Annotated in this window: 17 protein-coding genes; 8 read left to right on the top strand and 9 right to left on the bottom strand. The window is 61.3% G+C overall.

Going from position 1 to position 18028, the window contains the following annotated elements; all coding sequences use genetic code 11:
* Positions 1-64: 64 nt before the first annotated feature.
* Complete coding sequence (locus ASG92_RS05695) at positions 65-1327, bottom strand: MFS transporter (protein ID WP_056625703.1); 1263 nt, start codon at positions 1325-1327, stop codon at positions 65-67.
* A gap of 422 nt (positions 1328-1749) precedes the next feature.
* Here ASG92_RS05695 and ASG92_RS05700 point away from each other — a divergent pair, with 422 nt between their 5' ends.
* The 3 genes from ASG92_RS05700 (at position 1750) to ASG92_RS05710 (ending at position 4121) form a co-directional block, all read left to right on the top strand.
* A complete protein-coding gene (locus ASG92_RS05700; RefSeq protein WP_082579326.1) occupies positions 1750-2226 on the top strand; it encodes a MaoC/PaaZ C-terminal domain-containing protein in 477 nt (158 codons plus the stop codon).
* 43 nt (positions 2227-2269) lie between these two features.
* Positions 2270-3478, top strand: a complete 1209-nt coding sequence (locus tag ASG92_RS05705) for an acyl-CoA dehydrogenase family protein (RefSeq protein ID WP_082579327.1) — start codon at positions 2270-2272, stop codon at positions 3476-3478.
* 274 nt (positions 3479-3752) lie between these two features.
* The gene (locus tag ASG92_RS05710) at positions 3753-4121 is read left to right on the top strand and encodes a hypothetical protein (protein ID WP_240987022.1); all 369 of its coding nucleotides are present in this window, start codon (positions 3753-3755) and stop codon (positions 4119-4121) included.
* A 406-nt stretch (positions 4122-4527) separates the two neighbouring features.
* Here the strand turns inward: ASG92_RS05710 and ASG92_RS05715 are convergent, their stop codons facing one another.
* From ASG92_RS05715 to ASG92_RS05745, 7 genes are all read right to left on the bottom strand, one after another.
* Positions 4528-5919, bottom strand: coding sequence for an AMP-binding protein (locus ASG92_RS05715; RefSeq protein ID WP_056625706.1), 1392 nt, complete (start codon positions 5917-5919; stop codon positions 4528-4530).
* 200 nt (positions 5920-6119) lie between these two features.
* On the bottom strand, positions 6120-6599 hold the full coding sequence (locus ASG92_RS05720) for a MaoC family dehydratase (RefSeq protein ID WP_056625709.1): 480 nt from the start codon (positions 6597-6599) through the stop codon (positions 6120-6122).
* Positions 6600-6643: 44 nt separating this feature from the next.
* On the bottom strand, positions 6644-7513 hold the full coding sequence (locus ASG92_RS05725) for a CoA ester lyase (RefSeq protein WP_056625712.1): 870 nt from the start codon (positions 7511-7513) through the stop codon (positions 6644-6646).
* A complete protein-coding gene (locus ASG92_RS05730) occupies positions 7513-9285 on the bottom strand; it encodes an acetyl-CoA carboxylase biotin carboxylase subunit (RefSeq protein ID WP_056625715.1) in 1773 nt (590 codons plus the stop codon). The genes ASG92_RS05725 and ASG92_RS05730 overlap by 1 nt, the downstream gene beginning before the upstream one ends.
* 36 nt (positions 9286-9321) lie before the next feature.
* Positions 9322-10143, bottom strand: coding sequence for a fumarylacetoacetate hydrolase family protein (locus tag ASG92_RS05735; protein WP_056626050.1), 822 nt, complete (start codon positions 10141-10143; stop codon positions 9322-9324).
* Positions 10140-11675: an AMP-binding protein gene (locus ASG92_RS05740; RefSeq protein ID WP_056625718.1), complete on the bottom strand. Its 1536-nt coding sequence runs from the start codon at positions 11673-11675 to the stop codon at positions 10140-10142. Before ASG92_RS05740 ends, ASG92_RS05735 begins: the two co-directional genes overlap by 4 nt.
* A gap of 125 nt (positions 11676-11800) precedes the next feature.
* Entirely contained in the window at positions 11801-12412 is a 612-nt protein-coding gene (locus tag ASG92_RS05745) for a TetR/AcrR family transcriptional regulator (RefSeq protein ID WP_056625720.1), read from the bottom strand.
* 151 nt (positions 12413-12563) lie between these two features.
* Between ASG92_RS05745 and ASG92_RS05750 the strand changes: the two genes are divergently transcribed.
* The 3 genes from ASG92_RS05750 to ASG92_RS05760 are packed head-to-tail and all read left to right on the top strand — an operon-like array spanning position 12564 to position 15530.
* Positions 12564-13664 carry an alkene reductase gene (locus tag ASG92_RS05750; RefSeq protein ID WP_056625723.1) on the top strand — a complete coding sequence of 367 codons (1101 nt, stop codon included), beginning with the start codon at positions 12564-12566 and terminating at the stop codon, positions 13662-13664.
* A 26-nt stretch (positions 13665-13690) separates the two neighbouring features.
* Positions 13691-14476 (top strand): SDR family oxidoreductase, encoded by a 786-nt coding sequence (locus tag ASG92_RS05755; protein ID WP_056625726.1) that lies wholly within the window; start codon positions 13691-13693, stop codon positions 14474-14476.
* 4 nt (positions 14477-14480) lie between these two features.
* Positions 14481-15530, top strand: coding sequence for an MBL fold metallo-hydrolase (locus ASG92_RS05760; RefSeq protein ID WP_240987024.1), 1050 nt, complete (start codon positions 14481-14483; stop codon positions 15528-15530).
* Positions 15531-15785: 255 nt separating this feature from the next.
* Here ASG92_RS05760 and ASG92_RS28920 read toward each other — a convergent pair whose 3' ends face one another.
* Entirely contained in the window at positions 15786-16016 is a 231-nt protein-coding gene (locus tag ASG92_RS28920; protein ID WP_162256301.1) for a hypothetical protein, read from the bottom strand.
* Between the two features lie 100 nt (positions 16017-16116).
* On the opposite strand from ASG92_RS28920, the gene ASG92_RS05765 reads away from it, so the two are divergent.
* Entirely contained in the window at positions 16117-17094 is a 978-nt protein-coding gene (locus tag ASG92_RS05765; protein ID WP_240987025.1) for a substrate-binding domain-containing protein, read from the top strand.
* Between the two features lie 48 nt (positions 17095-17142).
* Entirely contained in the window at positions 17143-17964 is an 822-nt protein-coding gene (locus ASG92_RS05770; protein ID WP_056625735.1) for an SDR family NAD(P)-dependent oxidoreductase, read from the top strand.
* Positions 17965-18028: the final 64 nt, after the last annotated feature.

The following is an 18028-nucleotide window of genomic DNA, read 5'->3' on the forward strand; positions in this document are numbered from 1 at the left end:
CCACGCATGGGCGCGACCCGCGGTGTCGATGATCAGTGCCCCAAACACAGATCGCGGCGAGCGGTCAGTGTTCCTCGTGAAGCGACTGCTTGTACCGCTCCGGCAGCAACAGCGTGGCAACCATAGAGATCAAGACCAAGCTGAGACCGATCGCGGTCAGGGCCGCAGTTCCGTTATCGGTGTTCTGGAAGATCCATGCGGCGATGAACGGGATGGGAGCGCCGAATAACAGTCCCGCAAGGGTCATGCCGAGAGCGGATCCTGTGTAGCGCATCGTCGTGGGGAGTGCTTCAGAGAAGAAGGCCGCCTGGGTGCCTGCTGTGACTTGGATACCGCACAGCGCGAGTGCGATGATCGCGACGCTGGCCGGGTAATTCATGGAGTTCATGATGGGGAACATGGTGCCGGCTGCGATGCCCTGCATGGTCAGGCCAAGGAGGAAGGTCTTCTTGCGGCCGATAAAGTCGCTGAGCCGGCCCCCGAGCACTGCGGCGGGAATGGAGATGAGGTTGGCGATGAGGAGGAGCCCGAAGGTGATCGAGTTGTCGTAGCCGAGTTCCTTGGTCAGGTAGTTCACGGCATAGGTGACGCTGATCCAGAACAGACCTGCAGACGCTGCCCAGGACAGCACCAGCTTGATGACCGTTCCGGGCTTCTTCACAATCACTGCCAGGGCGCGTTCCTGCGGAATCGCCGATTCGGCGGCTTTCTTCTGGCTCTCTTTGAAGGCGGGAGTTTCTTCAACCCGCCGGCGGATGAAGACGCCTACCACGAGCAGCATTACGCCCATCAGGAAGGGGACCCTCCAGCCCCAGGAGGCAAAGTCCTCCTTGGAGAGAAACATCGCCAGCCCGGTAAGGGTGATCGACGCAAAGGTCTGGGCAAGCGGCGAACCGGTCGCAAGGATCCCGCCGTACAGACCTCGATGGTCTGTGGGTGCGTGCTCGACGACGAGCACCTGGACGCCGGTTGCCTCACCGCCGAGGGCGAAGCCCTGGAGGAAGCGCAGCAGGACCAGGAGCGTCGGGGCAATGATCCCCGCCACGGCGTAGCTGGGCAGCAGGCCGATCAGCACCGAGGACACGCCCATGAGTACAAGGGTGAACATGAGGACGTTGCGACGGCCAATCTTGTCACCCAGCGCGCCAAAGAAGATTCCGCCGAGGGGGCGCGCCACCATGCCGGCGCCGAACGTGGCGAAGGAGGCCAGGATGGCCGTATTCGTGTCAAAGCTGGGGAAGAAGAGCTGGGGGAACAGGGTCGCGGACAGGGTGCCGTACACGGCGAAGTCGAACCACTCCAGCGCTGTGCCAAAAGTGCCGCTCATGACGGCCCGTCGCGAGGTCCGGGGATCGAACGTTGGCGCCTCCGGCACAAGAGGCGGCGAGGATTGAACGGGATTAGTCAATTCCGACATTGGAACTCATTCCTTGGATAATTTTAGAGTAAGGGAGATCGGCGTCACCGGCGACGCTTGCGCCCGGTCAACTACTGCTGACCTTCTGCAAATGGGAAGATTAAAAAACAAGCGTTCGTACGGAGTCTAAGGTGTGATGAGGATCGCACGCAAGAGGCAAATGCCTCAGCGGCCTCCGCTAAGCCGTGGCAGCTGCGGCCTTAGGGCCGCCGACCTCAAAAGTTCGCAGATTCTCTATCCGTACGAACGCCCGTTAGTCTATACTTGTGCCAGCGGCTCCCTGGTTAGCGGAGCCAAACCTGTGGCGGACCACGGCCCACAAAGGAGAACAGATGAGCGAGCAAGTCCGAGAAAAGCTGGTCAAGGGACGCCCGGACCACTTCTGGGACGCCCTTGCAACAGGCGACCGGCTGCGGAGTCCCGGAATCACCGTCAGCGAGGCTCATCTCGTGCAGTGGGCCGGACTCACCGGCGACTTTGTATCCCTCCACTTGGATAAGGAGTACGCGGCGCAGACTCCCTTCGGCCAGAGGATCGGCCACGGGCCGCTGACACTTTCTGTTGCGCTGGGTTTGATGACGCAGACCGGATACTTCAGCAATGTCGTCGCCTGGCTTGGACTGGATTCCGTCCGTGCTGTAAAGCCTGTCTTCATCGGGGACACAATCCACGTGGAAGCCTCTGTCAGCCAGGCCAGGGAAACAAGCAAGGCCGACGCCGGGCTGTGGACCATCGATTACATCGTCGTCAAGCAGGACGGCAGCACCGTGATGACGTTTTCCAGCCGTTTTCTGATCAAACGCCGCTAAGGCACCACCACGTTCAGTGACCATAGAAGCGAAGGAGCTTTAGATGAGCATCACCACACACAGCGGACCAACTGTTGACGGATCGAGGCAAGGCGGGGCGGGCGCTGCCGAATCTCCCGAAGAGCTGCGTACCCGGCTGGTTCAGCTCTTGGCCGAGCATGTCACGGCGGAACGCCTGACTGCCCACGACGAAGACGAGACATACGACGTCGAGCTTTTCCGGGTGCTGGCCAAGGCAGGCTTCGTCCAGCTGGAGTCAACGATCGGCGGAACCGCAGCCAAGCACCGCAGCCAAACTGTGGTTCTCGAGGAGCTCGGCGCCCGCGCAACCTCCATGGGGGTCAGCTTCGTGGTCCAGTACATGGGTGTCCAGCTGCTGCATTCATACGGCACCCGCGACCAGCAGGAGCGGTTCCTCGCCCCGCTTTTTGCCGGCGATGCCAAAATGTCGTTCGCCTTGAGTGAGCCGGCCGGCGGTACTGACGTGGCACGAGCAATGACAACCCGGGCCGTAGAGCAGCCCGATGGGTCATTCCTGATCAATGGTGCCAAGAAGTGGATCGGAGGAGCTTCCGACGCGGACTACCTGATCGTTTTGGCGCGCACTAGTGATATCCGCCGATCCTCGATCGACGGAATTACCATGTTCATCGTTCCCCGCGACACCCCAGGGATTGCAACCCAGCCCATCGACACGATGGGTATCCGGGCGCTGGAACAGTGTGACATCGAATTCACGAACGTTACCGTCCCTGCCGAACTGGTGCTGGGCGAGGTAGACAAAGGGTTCCGCCACGTATTAGGAACGCTGAATGGCGAGCGTCTCAACGGTGCAGCGGTCGCTCTGGGAATCGCCAGAGGCGCCCTCGACTACGCCGTGGAATACGTCAAGGAAAGGAATGCCTTCGGTAGGCCCATCGGGGCCTTCCAGGCTTTGCAGCACAAGCTGGTCGACAGCAGCGTCAAGGTGGAAAGTGCCCGGTTGCTGCTCGAGAAGGCGGCCACGGCCTCGGATGACCTCGCAGAAGCGGATGAAACGCTTTCCGCGATGGCGAAGCTCGCCGCAGCGGATGCTGCCACCACCGCCACCGACGTCGGAATGCGGGCTATGGGCGGCTGGGGATTCCTGCGGCAACTACCCATGCAGCGATACTTCAGGGACGCCCGCCTCTATACCTTTGCCCCACTCACGGACGACATGATCCGCAATTACATCGGCGAGAAGCACCTGGGGCTTCCGCGGTCCTACTGAACTTTCGCCGCCGGGCTGCTTTTCCGGCGCAAACGTTTCAGCCGCCGTATTGGCGCTTTCGAAAGCAAATGCCTTAAGCAACGGGCCCGTCCGCTCGGGTCCCGAGGCCGCCGCCAACGCTGCTTCATTCCGCCACCAAGAACCCGGGCCTCGGCGCGTCCGGGCTCCGGTATGCCGGACAGCAGAATTGCCCATCCAGTTCGAAAAGCAGACAGGCTTGTGCCCGGACGCAGTTGGATCCTTACTTGATGGAGGAGTCCAAGCCAGCTTGGGAATGTCCACGATCCGGTTGCACGAGCCGGGTCTCGTTTCAATCCAAGTGGCAGGTGGTCTCTACGGCGCACTATTGGAGGAAATGATGTTCGCTAGAGTCAGCACCTACCGTCCCCAACCTGAGAGCACCGGTGCACCTTCTGAAGGCACCGTCAATCAAGTGCTTGAGTTACCTGGGTGCAAAGGGATCTATTATCTCTTCGGCCAGGACAACAAGTCCCTGTCCATAACCCTCTGGGATGACGAGGATGCGCTTGCAGGCAGCCGGCCCGTCGCGGACCGGATCCGAACCGAGACAAGCGCCGAGCAACACATGGAGATCGTTGGCGTGGAGGAGTTTGAAGTGCTGACCCGGCAACTCAAGGACTGACCCACAGACCCAGATCCAACAGCTTCACTGGGAAAGTCGTCTGCCACGGGGCCAGCTTCTCGCGGAGGGGTCATCCCGAGAAGCGTGCTCGGTTCCACCAAGGAGTTTTGCGGGCCCCCGCTGGTGGTATGGAGAATTCCCGGAAAAACCGTCCGGCAGCGGCTCCCGCGCGCCCCTTATTGCTGCTTCAGGGCCGCAGATGAACTTGATCCGCCGCGATCCTCCGCGGCCGCCGGGCCTTCCCAGCGACGTCCGTCACCCTGCCCTGCACGAGCAGCCTGTGTAGCGGACTTATCCCGGATGAGCTGGAGAACCCGCCCAAGTGCTTCTGTGCTGGCTCTCGGCGGGAGAACTGTTGGCGTCACCGTGGAACAGGGTGCCTTCGGCGCTCGATGTGATCATTTGTCTAGCGCAGGCGGTCAAGTCGTGAATCGTTATTTTTGATCCACTCCAGGAGCGTCCGTCGGTCAACTTTTCCTCTGTCGGTCAAGGGCAGCTCATTGAGTGAGTAGTAGTGGATGGGCCTCTTGTCCCTGGTCAGGAGTGACTCCAGCCCTGCACTGAGGACCGTTGCGGTGAGCCCGCCGCAGGAGGGAACGATTCCGGCAACGACCCGGTGTCCGCGCAGATCATCGGGCATCCCGATTGCCACGGCGGTTTCAACGCCAGGGATGGAGGACAGTGCGAGTTCCACCTCGTGGGGGTATACATTCTTGCCTGCTGTGTTGATCATGTCCGAGCTCCGGCCAAGGATGTGCAGCTCGGCGCCGAGCAAGTACCCCTGATCGCCGACGGTATAGCGCCCGTCGAGACAGCGAAGGGCTTTCCCGTCATCGCCCCAGAGATACCCTTGGCAAACCATGGGGCTTTTGACGCTGATATTACCGGGGGTGCCCTCCGGCAAGGGTGATCCGTGGTCGTCGAGAATCTGTACCTCTACCCCAGGGAAAGGCCTCCCAATGGCGGTTCCCGCAGCGTCGAGTGGTTCCCCCGCGGCGAGGCCGCGGCCGGACACAAAGCTAAGTTCTGCAGCGCCGTAATACTCGAAGATGGTGGCGTTGGGTGCCCAGCGCCTGGCGGCTTCCAGTGTGCGGGCGTCGAGCTTGGATCCGGCACAGATGATCGTCCTGATCGCGGAGGCGTCAACCGACGCCATGAGTCCTCTTTCGCTGAGGAGCCGGAGCATCGTAGGGACGACAACCAACCTGGTGATGCCGTCATGGGCGATGACCGCATGGGCATCTCCGACATCGAAGTGGCGCAGCGTATGGAATTCAGCGCCGGCGTATAGGCACTCGGAGAGTGCGTATAGGTTAAGGCTCGCGGACAGCGGCCCCGGCGCGAGGGTTTTATCGTCCGGTCGGAGGCCGAAAAATGCGATTGAGGCCTCAAAGGAAGCCTGCCAAGACCGGCGGGAGCGAGTAAAGGCCTTAGGTGTCGAGGTTGTACCGGAGGTGAACCCGATGAGGAAGGCCGAATCCGGGTCGCCATCTTCCAGAGCTGTGCCTACCGCGCGGGACGCCGACGGCAGCATCCGGATGATCTCCTCCCGGGTCTGTGGCGTCCAGGCCGGATCGAGTACAGCGATCTGCCGCTCCTTGGCTATCCCTGCGCAGTAAAGCGCCGCGAACTCGGCTGAGTTGGGTTCGGACAGAATGTAGGTTTCCGGGGTGGAGGGGACGAGTTCTTCGGCCGCCCCACGAAGTTCTGCCCAGCTGAATCCGCGGCCGCCGACGGCGATGGCTGTCTCATCTGGGCGGAGCTCGGCCCACATCTGGATTCTGTTCAGAAACGGCATAGGATCACATCCTGTTGGGGTCTGGCTAGGATTTGCCCGGCTCGAGTCCTGCTGCGGGCTTGTCGAAGCGGGAAATCTCCGCGGCAAGCAGGCGGTGCCTTGGAAGCTCTGAATAAATGGCACAGGCCGGCCGGCGTCGCGCCGGCCGGCCTGCAACATAGGGAGGAGCTGTAGGCTGTCTGAGTCTGTCCTAACAAGGCCTATGCGTGCAGGGGAATTTCCGTTTCGGCGTTCTCACGGCGTTTCATCAGGGCGGTGCGGCGGACCACGCAGACCAGATCGCCGTGCTGGTTGTAGCCGCGGTGCTCGATGCCCACGATCCCGGTCTCCGGGCGGGAATTCGAAACGCGCTTATCAAGTGCCTCTGTTTCCACGCGGAGGGTGTCGCCGAAGAAGACGGGTTTGGGGAATTCGATGTCCCGGAATCCGAGATTTCCCAGGGTGGTCCCGAGGGTTGTGTCCTGGACGGGGATCCCGGTGACGAGTCCGAGCGTGAAGATGCTGTTGACGATCTGCTTGCCGTACATGCTTTGTGCAGCAAATTCCGCATCGAGGTGCAGCGGCTGCACGTTCATCGTCAATGCGGTGATCAGCAGGTTGTCCGTCTCGGTAACGGTCCGTGTGACTTCGTGGCGGATCACTTCGCCTACCTGGAAGTCTTCGTAATACATTCCGGCCATGGTGTGTCTCCTGTTGTAGTAGTGGGACTGGTGGATTGCGGTGGTTAGTTGTTCCCTGCGAAGGCGAGGGCCTGCCGGGCGTGGTTGGCATGGGCGAGGTCGATGTGGTCTCCGCGGTAGGAAACGGCGCCGTGCCCTTGGCGCTGGCCGTCTTCGAAGGCTTCGACCAGCCCTTCGTAGTAATCGCGCATGGCAGCAGACAGACCGTATGACTCGTTTGCCACTGGCGCGTGGGTGGGATGGATCAGTACTTGGCCTGTGTAACCGAGGCCGTGGTTATCAGCCGCGAAACGCCGAAGCCCGTCCACGTTCGTGACCTCCTGCCAGAGACCAAGAACGATGCTGCGCAGACCTGCGGCCCGGGCTGCCAGAACGACTTTGCTGCGCAGATAGAGTGTTTCGGTTCCCTCCGGCGTCCAGCTGAACCCCACTTCCCGGGAAACGTCTGCGTCCTTGGCGGCCGCGGCCATGACACCGCCCACCCGGGGACCGGCCAAAATCTCATCGACCTTGCTAATCGAGGCCGCCGTCTCCAGCGAGGGAATCAGTTCCACAGATCCCCGGGGAACCTGGTGCATGATTTCGGCGGCGGTGACCAGTGCGTCGAAGCGCACCACGTCATCGCGTGAAAAGAGCTTGGGCAGCAGGAAGCCGGTCAGGCTTCCGTGTGTGGTCTCCGCGATGTCCGCGCCGAAGTGGATGGTGTCCAGGGCGTTGGGGCGGATGAGGATCCCCTTGTCCCCGGTATGTGCCCTGAGGGCGTCAAGGGCGTTGGCCCGGGCCAGCCCCTTGTCCGGTTCGGGAACCGAATCTTCCAAGTCGATGATGATGGCGTCGGCCTCCGAGGCAAGGGCCTTGTCGATCCAGCTTCTCTTGTGGCCGGGGACGAACAGGAGTGAACGGTAGGGCTTCATCAGATCGCCCCTTCCAGGACCAGCTGGGTCAGCAGGGTTCCTGCTGCCATCGAGTCGCCGACGACGGCGTGGACCTGGCCGACGGTTCCGGCGGCGGGTGCCTGAATGGGGTTCTCCATTTTCATCGCCTCCAGCACGAAGAGGATGTCCCCCGCCGCGACGTCCTGTCCCTCTTCGACGTTGACCTTAATGATGGTTCCCTGCATGGGTGCCTTGACGCTGCCGTCTGATGCTTTGCCTTTGCCCCGTGCGCGGGCGCTGCGCGGGCGTTGTCCGCCGCCGGTGGCGGCTTCATCTGCCGGCGCGGCCCAGCTTGATCCGTGTCCGTTGCCATTTCCTAAGCCCGCGCGGTCCGAGAACTGGGGAATGATGTAAAAGCGTCCGCCGACTTCCACCTCGTTGCGTGCCAGCGGCTCCTCTTCGGGCTCCTCCGAGAAGTCCACGGTCTCCTCGAGCCAGCGGGTTGTGAAGCGGGCTGATCGGAAGTCCTCGTGGCGTATGACCTTCAGTGAAGCTGGGACCGTAGTGGGAACGCCGCGGACCATTAGCCGTTCGAGACCGTCTTCGAGCCTCGCTAGCGCCGTTTCACGGTCCGGCCCGTAGGCGATGAGCTTGCCGATAAGGCTGTCATAGAACGGGAGTACTTCATCCCCGCTCTGGTACCCGGTGTCGAACCGGAGACCCTCGCCTTCGGGCGGGGTGAGCTCTTCCAGAAGACCGGGCGCCGGAAGGAATCGCCCTCCGGCCACGTCCTCGGCGTTGATTCTCGCTTCGATGGCAGCACCGTGGGGGGTCAGACGGTCCCGGATGCTGAGTTCGTCTCCGGCAGCCACTCGGATCTGCTCTGCAATCAGGTCCACGCCGTGGACCATCTCGGTGACCGGGTGCTCCACCTGGATGCGCGTGTTCATTTCAAGGAAGTAGAACTTTTCGCCCTCGACGAGGAATTCCACGGTTCCGGCCCCGGCGTAACCTACGTGCTCGGCGAGCCGCACGGCGGCTGCTCCCATGGCTGCCCTAAGCTCCGGCGACAGGCCCGGCGCCGGGGACTCCTCGACGAGTTTTTGGTGGCGGCGCTGGACCGAGCAGTCCCGGTCCCCGACGTAAATCGTGTTTCCCAGTTTGTCGGCGAACACCTGTACTTCAACGTGCCGAGCGCTGGTCAGGTATCGCTCCAGATACACCTCCCCGTTGCCAAATGCTGATGTTGCTTCGCGGACGGCAGCGGCGACGGCGTCCTCAGCATGCTCTTCGGATTCGACCAGCCGCATGCCGCGTCCGCCGCCGCCCGCTGATGCCTTGACGAGGATCGGGTAGCCGTGTTCGGTGCCGAAGGCAATGACGTCTTCGGCGCCGTTGATGGCGCCCGTGGAGCCCGGGGCGAGCGGGACCTCTGCAGCGATTGCGACGGCCCGCGCGGCAACCTTTTCCCCCATGGTGGATATCGCCTCGGGGCTTGGGCCGATGAACGCCAGCCCCGCTTCTACGACTGCCCTGGCGAAGGCAGCGTTTTCGGAGAGGAATCCGTATCCCGGGTGGATGGCTTGGGCACCGGTTTCACGCGCAGCCGCGATGATGCGTTCGATGTTGAGGTAGTTCTCGCTTGCAGCGCCGGGGCCGAGGTCGACTGCTTCATCGGCTTCGCGAACGTGAAGTGATGCGGTGTCAGCTTCGGAGTGGACCGCGACAGACTGGATCCCGAGGGACCGGCAGCTCCGAATGACACGGACGGCGATTTCGCCACGGTTGGCGATGAGGATTTTGGTAAACATGGTGGTTCCTGTCGTGAGTGAGTCTGTGGCGTCCGTTTATTGGAGAACGCAGCGGTTGGCTGTGGCACCTAGGGTGTTGATGCTCGTCTCAAGCAGCGACCCCGGCTGGAGGAATTCCTTCGGATTGCGTCCGTCGCCGACACCGCCGGGAGTCCCGGTGAGGATGACGTCGCCGGGACGCAGGGTGGTGATGGCCGAAATGTACTGAACGAGTGCCACTGGCCCGAATACGAGTTCGGACGTGCGCGAGTGCTGCTTTGTGTTGCCGTCGACGCTGCAACCGATGTCCAGGTCCGGTTCTGCGCCCGCCTCATCGACAGTCACAAGATATGGTCCGAGCGGAGTCGTTCGGTCAAATGTCTTTCCCTGGAGCCATTCCGGCGTGCGTCGCTGAAAATCACGGGCCGAGACGTCATTGGCCACGGCGAACCCCGCGATGGCGTTGCGCGCAGCCGCCTGGTCCGCGCGGCTGACGGTGGTGCCGATGATGACCGCCAGTTCGCTTTCCCAATCGATACTGGTGGAACCGGGCGGCAGCACGATGTCGTCATGGGCGCCGATGAGGGAATCGGAAAACTTGGCGAACAAGGTCGGGAATTCGGGAAGATCCCTTCCCATTTCCAGGATGTGGTCCCGGTAGTTCAGACCCACGCAGATGATCTTGCCCGGATGCGGAACAACAGGGGCAAAATCCGCGTCCTCGGGCCTGACAGGTGCTCCTGCGACGTGGCCCGACCAGACAGGCGACCCGGCCTGCAACCAGGAGCCCACGTCGGCAAAGGTCAGCGGCAATAGCTTGCCGCTGTCCAAGACCGCGGCGCTAGTTCCTTCGTTTGTACGGATTGTTGCCAGTCTCATGCGCCCCACCCCAGATTCACTTTCAACTGGCTCTTAACCAGCTTTCCGGCAGCGGACCGGGGCAAGTCCTCCGGCCGCACAAACACCATTTTTTTGGGGATCTTGTACCCTGCCAGATGCTGGCGCAGGAATCCGGAAAGCTCGGACGCGTCTGTCTGCACCCCGTTCCGAAGCACTACGACCGCCCGTACTTCCTCGTCCCATTTCGGGTCAGGCACCCCGAGAACCACTGCCTCCAGGACTGAGGGATGAAGGTGCAGGACCTGCTCGATCTCGGCAGAATAGACATTTTCGCCTCCGGTCTTGATCATTTCCTTCAGGCGGTCCCGGAAGTAGAAGTAACCGCGTTCATCCCGCACGGCGAGGTCGCCGGTGTGCAACCAGCCGCCTCGCATCGCCTCCGCAGTTGCTTCCGGGCGACCGAAGTATTCCGTCATCAGGCCCGGTCCCCGGACGCAGATTTCGCCGAGTTCCCCTGCCTTGACTTCCCTGCCGTCGGGATCCTGCAGCTGGGCCTCGGCCAGGAGATACTCGGTGCCGATGGACCCATCCACTGCCGGGTTGAGCATGTCGGAGGGCTTGAGCCGGGTCACCATGGGACCGGCCTCGGTCAGGCCGTAGCGGAAGTAGAGTTCCGCGCCTGGCAGCATCTCGGTGAAAAGTTCCTTGTCCGGCATGCGGAGGAGGCCGGCGCCGGTATGGACGCTCTTGAGGTTCTTGCGAATAGCCGGGTCGCTCAGGATGCCGCCATCCATGAGCCGTCGCATCATATTGGGGATCATGAAGGTGTTGGTGATGGCTTCACGGCCCACGAGGTCCACCACTGACTCGTCGCTGAACTTCTGGGCGATGACGCTAGTGGCTCCGGCGATGAAATGCGGAACGAGCCAGCACAGCAGCGCTGCAGAATGGAAGAGGGGCGTGACGATTAGCCCCCGCTCATTCGCACGGCTGCCGACGCCGCAGTCGTACATTTCGTTGATCGCATTCGCCAGAGCCGACCTGTGCGACAGCACGACGCCCTTGGGCGTGCCGGTGCTTCCGCCGGTGTAAATGATGCACAGCGGCGACTCAGGCTGCGCAAGATCCTCGAGGGGGCCACTTCCGGTGCGAAGTTTGTCGATCTCACTGCCTTGCCGGATTATCAGCGGCAGAAATTCTGCGCGCCGGGCGATGATCTCCAGCGCCTGTTCCAGCAAGTCAAGGTGAGTCTCTTCCACGAGAATCACACTGGCTTCTGTTTCCAGAATGCCGGCAGCAAGTTCCGCGGGTGCCCATCGCCAGTTGTACGCGATGTAGACCCCGCCGGCCGCTGCAACACCGAGGAACGCTTCAGCGTTGAATATCGAGTTGCCGGCGAGTACGCCAACCCTGTCCCCGGCCCCAACGCCCGAAGTGCGCAGTCCCCTGCCCAGCTGCCAGGCCCTTTCTGCGGCTTCGCCAAACGTGACTCTGCCATCCACGCCGACGAATGCTTCCCTTGCGGGGTTACGCCGGCTGTTCAGGCGAATCCAGTCTCCAATAGTTCGCATCGTTGCCTCTCTGGAACGAAATTCAGCTCTCTGAAGTTACCCACGCTGGTAACTGCTGTGATACGAACAAGCGTACGTCCGAACGGCTCTATTCGCAACGCCGCTGGAAATTTTTCGTCCAGCCGTTACCCCTGATCGACCCTGGCGTCGGCATCGGCGACGTTGAGTTCACGCAGGGCCACTTTGGTGTAGATGGCGACGATCTCGTCCAGGTTCATCCGTCCCCCGGGTTTGAACCAGCTGGCAATATGAGTGGCCTGGGCCACAAAGCTGTAGACATGAATTTTGGCGTCGATGACGTCGGCGAGTCCTGCGCGGCCGGCGTCCTCGACCAGCCCCTGGAGGAACAGTTCGTATTCGTGGCGCTTTTCGATCACCACATGGCGGGCACCGTCGGAGAGTGAGCGCAGTTCGGCGTTGCCGATGAACACTTCCTGGGCGTGTTCTGCGTGGAAGGTCAGGTTCGCTGCCAGCGCGGCCTGGAGTTTATGGACGGCGTCCCCGTCAAGGAGCGCCGCCTCGTGAGCTGCAGCGACGAGGTCGTCGATTACCCCGCCCATGATCTGCAGCAGCAGGTGCTCTTTACTGTCGATGTGGTTGTAAAGACTGCCCACCTTCAGTCCGGAGGCAGCCGCGACCTGGCGGAGGCTCGTCGCATCGTACCCCCGGTCAAAAAACAGCTTGGCAGCTTCCACTCGAATCACGCCCGCACTGTTCCGCTCACTCAATACCGTCATCGCTTGCCGCCTTTCCATTTCACCGAGCCGTAGCCGCTCGGCCAGCTGTTGTCCCATGAGACGACAAGCCGAGGTGTTGACATTCCGCTCACGAACTCGTTCACTGTTATGAACGTACGAACGATCGTACTCCTACACAATGAGGTGTGTCTTGCTCGATCAACTTTTCGAACCCATGGTGCTTGGCGGCCAAACCTTGCCCAACCGCTTCGTGCTTCCTCCTCTCACCCGAAGCAGGGCCCAAGCCGACGGGGTACCGACGCCCCTCATGGCCCAGTATTACCAGCAAAGGGCCGGCGCCGGTCTGGTCATCAGCGAGGGCACCGTCGTATCTCCCCAAGGCTCCGCCTACGCCCAGGTCCCCGGCCTGTACAACGACGCGCAGGTCGAGGCGTGGCGCCCCGTCGTCGCCGCCGCTCGTTCAAAGGGAGCAGTGGTATACGCGCAGTTGTGGCACGTAGGCCGTCAGGCCCACTCCTGCGTGCAACCCGATGGTCGCCCGCCGTGGGGGCCCTCACCCATAGCCATTGCCGGGTGGGAATACCGCAGCCCGGACGGACCGGTCCCCTTCGAAGTTCCCCGGGAACTCAGCCAAGAAGGAATCGCCGAAATCGTCAGTCAGTTCGCGGCGGCAGCCCGCAACGCGGCCGCGGCCGGCTTTGATGGGGTGGAACTCCATGCGGCAAACGGATATCTGTTTGACCAGTTTTTCAACTCCAGTTCCAACCAGCGCTCCGACTGGTACGGGGGATCCATCGAGAACCGCCTCCGCTTCCTCTTTGAGGTCATAGAAGCCGTCAGCGAATTCGTTCCGGTCAACCGGATAGGCGTGCGGATCTCCCCTTCTTCGAGTTGGATGGACGTCTCGGACCCGGACAAGCGAGGTCTCTACTCTTCTCTGGTCCGCAGTGTGAATGAGCGCGGGCTGGCCTACGTTCACCTGGTCGAGCCAGGAATCGCAGGAGCCGTCGATGCGCTAACGGATCCGGATGCGATACAGAGCGCCGAACTCAGCGAACTCTTTCACGGCCCGGTGATCGTCACTGGCGGCCATACTCCCCACACTGCAGCGGCAGCCGTCGGATCGGGAAGTGCCGACCTCGTGGGCTTTGGTCGCCTGTTCATTGCCAACCCCGACCTGCCCCGCAGGATCAGGCACGGCGCTGACCTTGCTGACCTCCGTGAAGAAGGGCTCTACGCCGGCGGCCCTGCAGGCTATACCGACTACCCCGAACTTCAGTCCTCCAACTGATAATCCGACGAGAGATGAATCAAGACGTGAACCCGAATCCGCATGCCCCCTACGCCGCCCAGCGCGGGCTCAACGTGCTGATAACCGGGGCGGCGGGAGGAATGTGCCGCGGAATCAACAAACGCCTGGGAAAGGCCGGACACACACTGCTTTGCGTCGACCTCGACCTGGAGCGCTGCCAGGCAGCCGTGGAGGAGCTCCGCGCCGGCGGAGCTACTGCATATGCGTTCGCCGCCGACGTCACCCGGGAGGAGGACGTCAAACGTCTAAGAGACGAAATCAAGGACACGGTTGGCGATGTTCAGGCCCTCATCAACGCGGCAGGGATCCTGGACCGGAAGATGCTCCTGGACCATGATGTCGCTACGTTCGCGCGGGCCATCGATATCAACCTCGTGGGTCCTTTTGCCCTTATCAGGGCCTTTGCGGAGGACCTTTTGGCCGCGAACTGGGGCCGGATTATCAACATTTCCTCCATTGCCGGGACCACGGGCTACCCGTATCCGAGCTACGCAGCTTCAAAGGCGGGACTCTCGAATCTCACCCGGTCGCTGCTCATGGACTTTTGGGGCACCGGGGTTACGGTCAACTCCGTATGCCCGGGTGTCGTGGACACTCCCATGGTCATTCAGGAGGTACGGGACCAGGTCCGGAATAAGGTCCCCACTGGAAACATCGTGGATCCTGAGGAAATCGGTGCACTGATCGCCTTCCTGCTCACCGACGACTCGCGCAGCATCAACGGCGCTGACCTGGTGATCGACGGCGGGGCCACCCAGATTTTCCGGCTGTTTGACCCTTCTCCGGCCTGACTCCATGGAAATCACCGGTGGCCTTCAGCGGGAGGCATGGATAAACAAGGTCATGCCGCCCGTGGAGTGCGTGGCAGAAGGCATTTGGTCTGTTCCCGTCGTGTTTCCGAACAACCCGATGCGCTACACCCTCGCCTACTTGGTGGTCGAGGACGAGGACTGCCTGGTCGTGGATCCAGGCTTCGACAGTGTTCAAGGGCGGCTAGACCTGACCGCCGGCCTGCGCGCGGCCGGAGTCACCGTTTCGGACGTGACGGGAATTCTCGCGACCCATTTCCACACGGATCATCTGGGCATGGCCAGATGGCTGCGACGCTGGTCAGGCGCTTGGATCGCCCTGGGGAAGGCTGAGATACGCTACATTTCCGCGTTCACAAACGCCTGGGAAGAGACGGCCGCCGACCGCGCCCGCATGCGGACATGGGGTGTTCCCGAAGACAGAATCAACGAAGCGGCTCTGGACGTTGACGGCCTGATGCACTTAAGGCGGCTTGCGGACGCTGACCTCCGGGTGGGCGACGGCGACACCGTCCCAATTTCCCGAGGACGCCTGACCGTGGTGGAAACTCCCGGACATACTCCCGGGCACATCTGCCTGCGCGACGAAAGCCGCAAGGTCTTCCTAAGCGGTGACCACGTTCTCCCCCGGATAACGCCAAACGTATCCCTCGAGATGCGGGGCGACCCAGACCCCTTGCGCAGCTGCCTGCAATCTCTTGACCGCATCGAGGGGGACGAAGGCTTCGAAGTACTTCCCGCACACGAGTACCGATTCCGGGGCCTCAGCCACCGCGCTCGAGAGCTTAAGTCGTTGGCCCTAGCCAGGTCTGACGAAGTCCTTGCGCTTCTCGATGCGCAGCAACACCCCACAGTGTGGACAATTGCCACAAAATTGCATTGGTCAAGGGGATTTCCTTCACTGAGCGGCCTTCAATTGCGGCTCGCCCTGAGCGAAACAGCGGCGCACCTGCAGTTTCTGCGGACATCCGGCGTCGGACACGACGTAGAAGGCTTGCCAGTAAGGCACATGAATGGCGCCCCACTCCTAGGCTGAATGCCCCCAGCGCTGCCGACAAACAGGGCGCCGTTATCCCGGGCAAAACGCGGGCCCCCGCAAACTCTCGCCTAAGAGGATCCTGCGGCTGGGTACACCGAGTTGCCCTGAATGGACGTTCGATCTGTTCGGCATCCTTCTTGCGTGCCTGCAGGATGTCCCGCTCGTTGCAAAAGGGACCTGTGAACGGGAACGTTTTGACTACATTACGATGAAAACCGGAAAAACTAGTGTATGTTCGTATCTGACGTGACTTTATGCACTGAGAATAGATCTTCCGATAAGTGAGTATGCCTTATCTTTTAATGACGAAGGATCCATCATGATTGTTGAACCACGCGGAAATGTAACTCGTACCAGCATAAATTCAGAACCAATCCCCCGAAAAGCAGACGCCGCAGCCCCTTTGATGCGGCCTAGGGAAACTTCCATGAAAGCGATCCCCAGGGCCCCGAAGATGCTAATGTCCCTGACCGCAATGCTCACGGCGGTACTGTTTACTGGCTGCACGGCCCCGCCACCGACTGCTGCGTCTCCAGCCAACACTTCAGGCAGAGCAGCAGAGGGAGGCGGCGCACCCTTATCCGTGGAGAAGCTGTGCGGTGACCGACCGATCAAAATTGCACACGTCGACGGCTTCGGCGCGAATTCCTGGAAAAAAATCACGGCAGCCGAGCTTAAAGATGAGCTGTCGGTCTGTAAAAATGTGACCGTCGACTACGCCCAATCCGATGCTGACCTGCAGAAATATATCACTGCGATCAATTCCTACACGGCTCAGGGCTATGACGCGATTATCACTTACGACGACTTCGGCACTCAAGCTCTAAGCGCTCTGGCCAATGCCCACAAAGCCGGAGTTGTAGTCGTTCCCTATATCGGCGATCCCGGCGGCCAAGTCGGCGTGGACTATGACGGCTATGTTGAGTACGCGTTCGACATCGAAGGGGGGATGATGGCGAAGTGGTTGGCCGAACGTATCCCCGACGGGGGGAACGTGATCTTCACCGGAGGGCTGCCAAGCGGCAGCCCCCCGTCTGTTGAAGTTTTCAACGGCCTCACGGACATGAACGCTGACCTGGGCACGCCATTTAGATTGGCTACGGACCGGCCTATTGCTTCAGGCTGGGAACCGGCATACATGCAGCGTGCCATGTCCGGCGTGTTGACCAAGCACGACCAGATCGACGGCTGGGCATCAGACTACGGGGTCGGCGACCTCGGCGGGCTCCGGGCTTTCCTCAATGCGGGCAGGCCGATCCCACCGCTGGCGACCTCCGCCGGATCCAACGAACTCGGCTGCTTCTGGCTGCAACATAAGGACAAAAATCCCAACTTCCAGCTGCTGACCTTGGATGGGACGACAACCGTTGTTCGCATCGCGGGCCGGAAGGCTTTGGCTGCTCTCAACGGGATGCCGGATAACGAGCCAGAGGCATTTGAACTGCCGGTTTTCGTTGACACTGCAAATGGCAAGCTGCCCACATGCAGAGACGATTTGCCGCCGGATGCCGACTTGTCCTCGGGCCTGTCCGAAGAAGCGTTCAAGGCGGTGTTTAAGTGATGAACTCGCCTCGAAAATTTGGACTAACCCAACCATCGAATCAGGACTGTGGAACCCGATCAGCAGGCAGCCGACGAAGAAATCATGTGCCGCATAGAAAGTGAACTACCTGTGGAAGAAAACCGTGTTTATGTCATCACCGGGGCCGCCGGAGGGATCGGTCGTGCGACCGCTGAGGTCCTTGCAGGGGAAGGGCACCGAGTTGTTGTTACGGACATCGACCAGGCAGCTGGAGAGAACCTGACCGCTCAAATCACCTCCGCCGCTGGTGGTGTCGTACGATTCGAGCAGCTGGACGTCAGGAGCCCGGAGGCAGTCGAAGAGCTCGCAGAACAGTTGGAATCCGACGGCTGGCCCGTCTTTGGGGTCATGGCCAATGCGGGAATCGCCCCACCGTCTCCTGCCACAGACTATTCGGCGGACCTGTGGAACACTACCGTGGACATCAACCTCAACGGTGTCTTCTGGACCTGCCAGGCTTTCGGCAAGAAGATGATCCAGCGAGGCAGTGGCTCCATTGTCATTACCTCTTCAATCGCCGGATTCGGTGTCGTATCTCCTGAAAGGCATGCGGCATACGGGGCAACCAAGGCTGCCGTCGCGCACTTGGCCGCCCTTCTCGGGGTCGAGTGGGCGCGGAGCGGGGTCCGCGTGAATGCCGTGGCACCCGGCTACACCAATACCCCAATCCTTGAAAAAGCGAGATCCGAGTCCCCCGATGTGTTTGACCAATGGATGGAGCGCATTCCAATCGGGCGCCTTAACACACCACTTGAAATTGCCAACGCCACTTCGTTCCTGCTCTCAGATCGCGCCAGCGGCATCACGGCCACTACTCTTCACGTCGACGGAGGATACTCGGCCTGCTAAAGGGGCTGCCGTTACGGAATCTGTTGGTCACGGAGCAAGAAGCCTGACAGCTTCCCTGGGAAGT

Source organism: Arthrobacter sp. Soil736 (genome assembly GCF_001428005.1).
Taxonomy (GTDB): Bacteria; Actinomycetota; Actinomycetes; order Actinomycetales; family Micrococcaceae; genus Arthrobacter.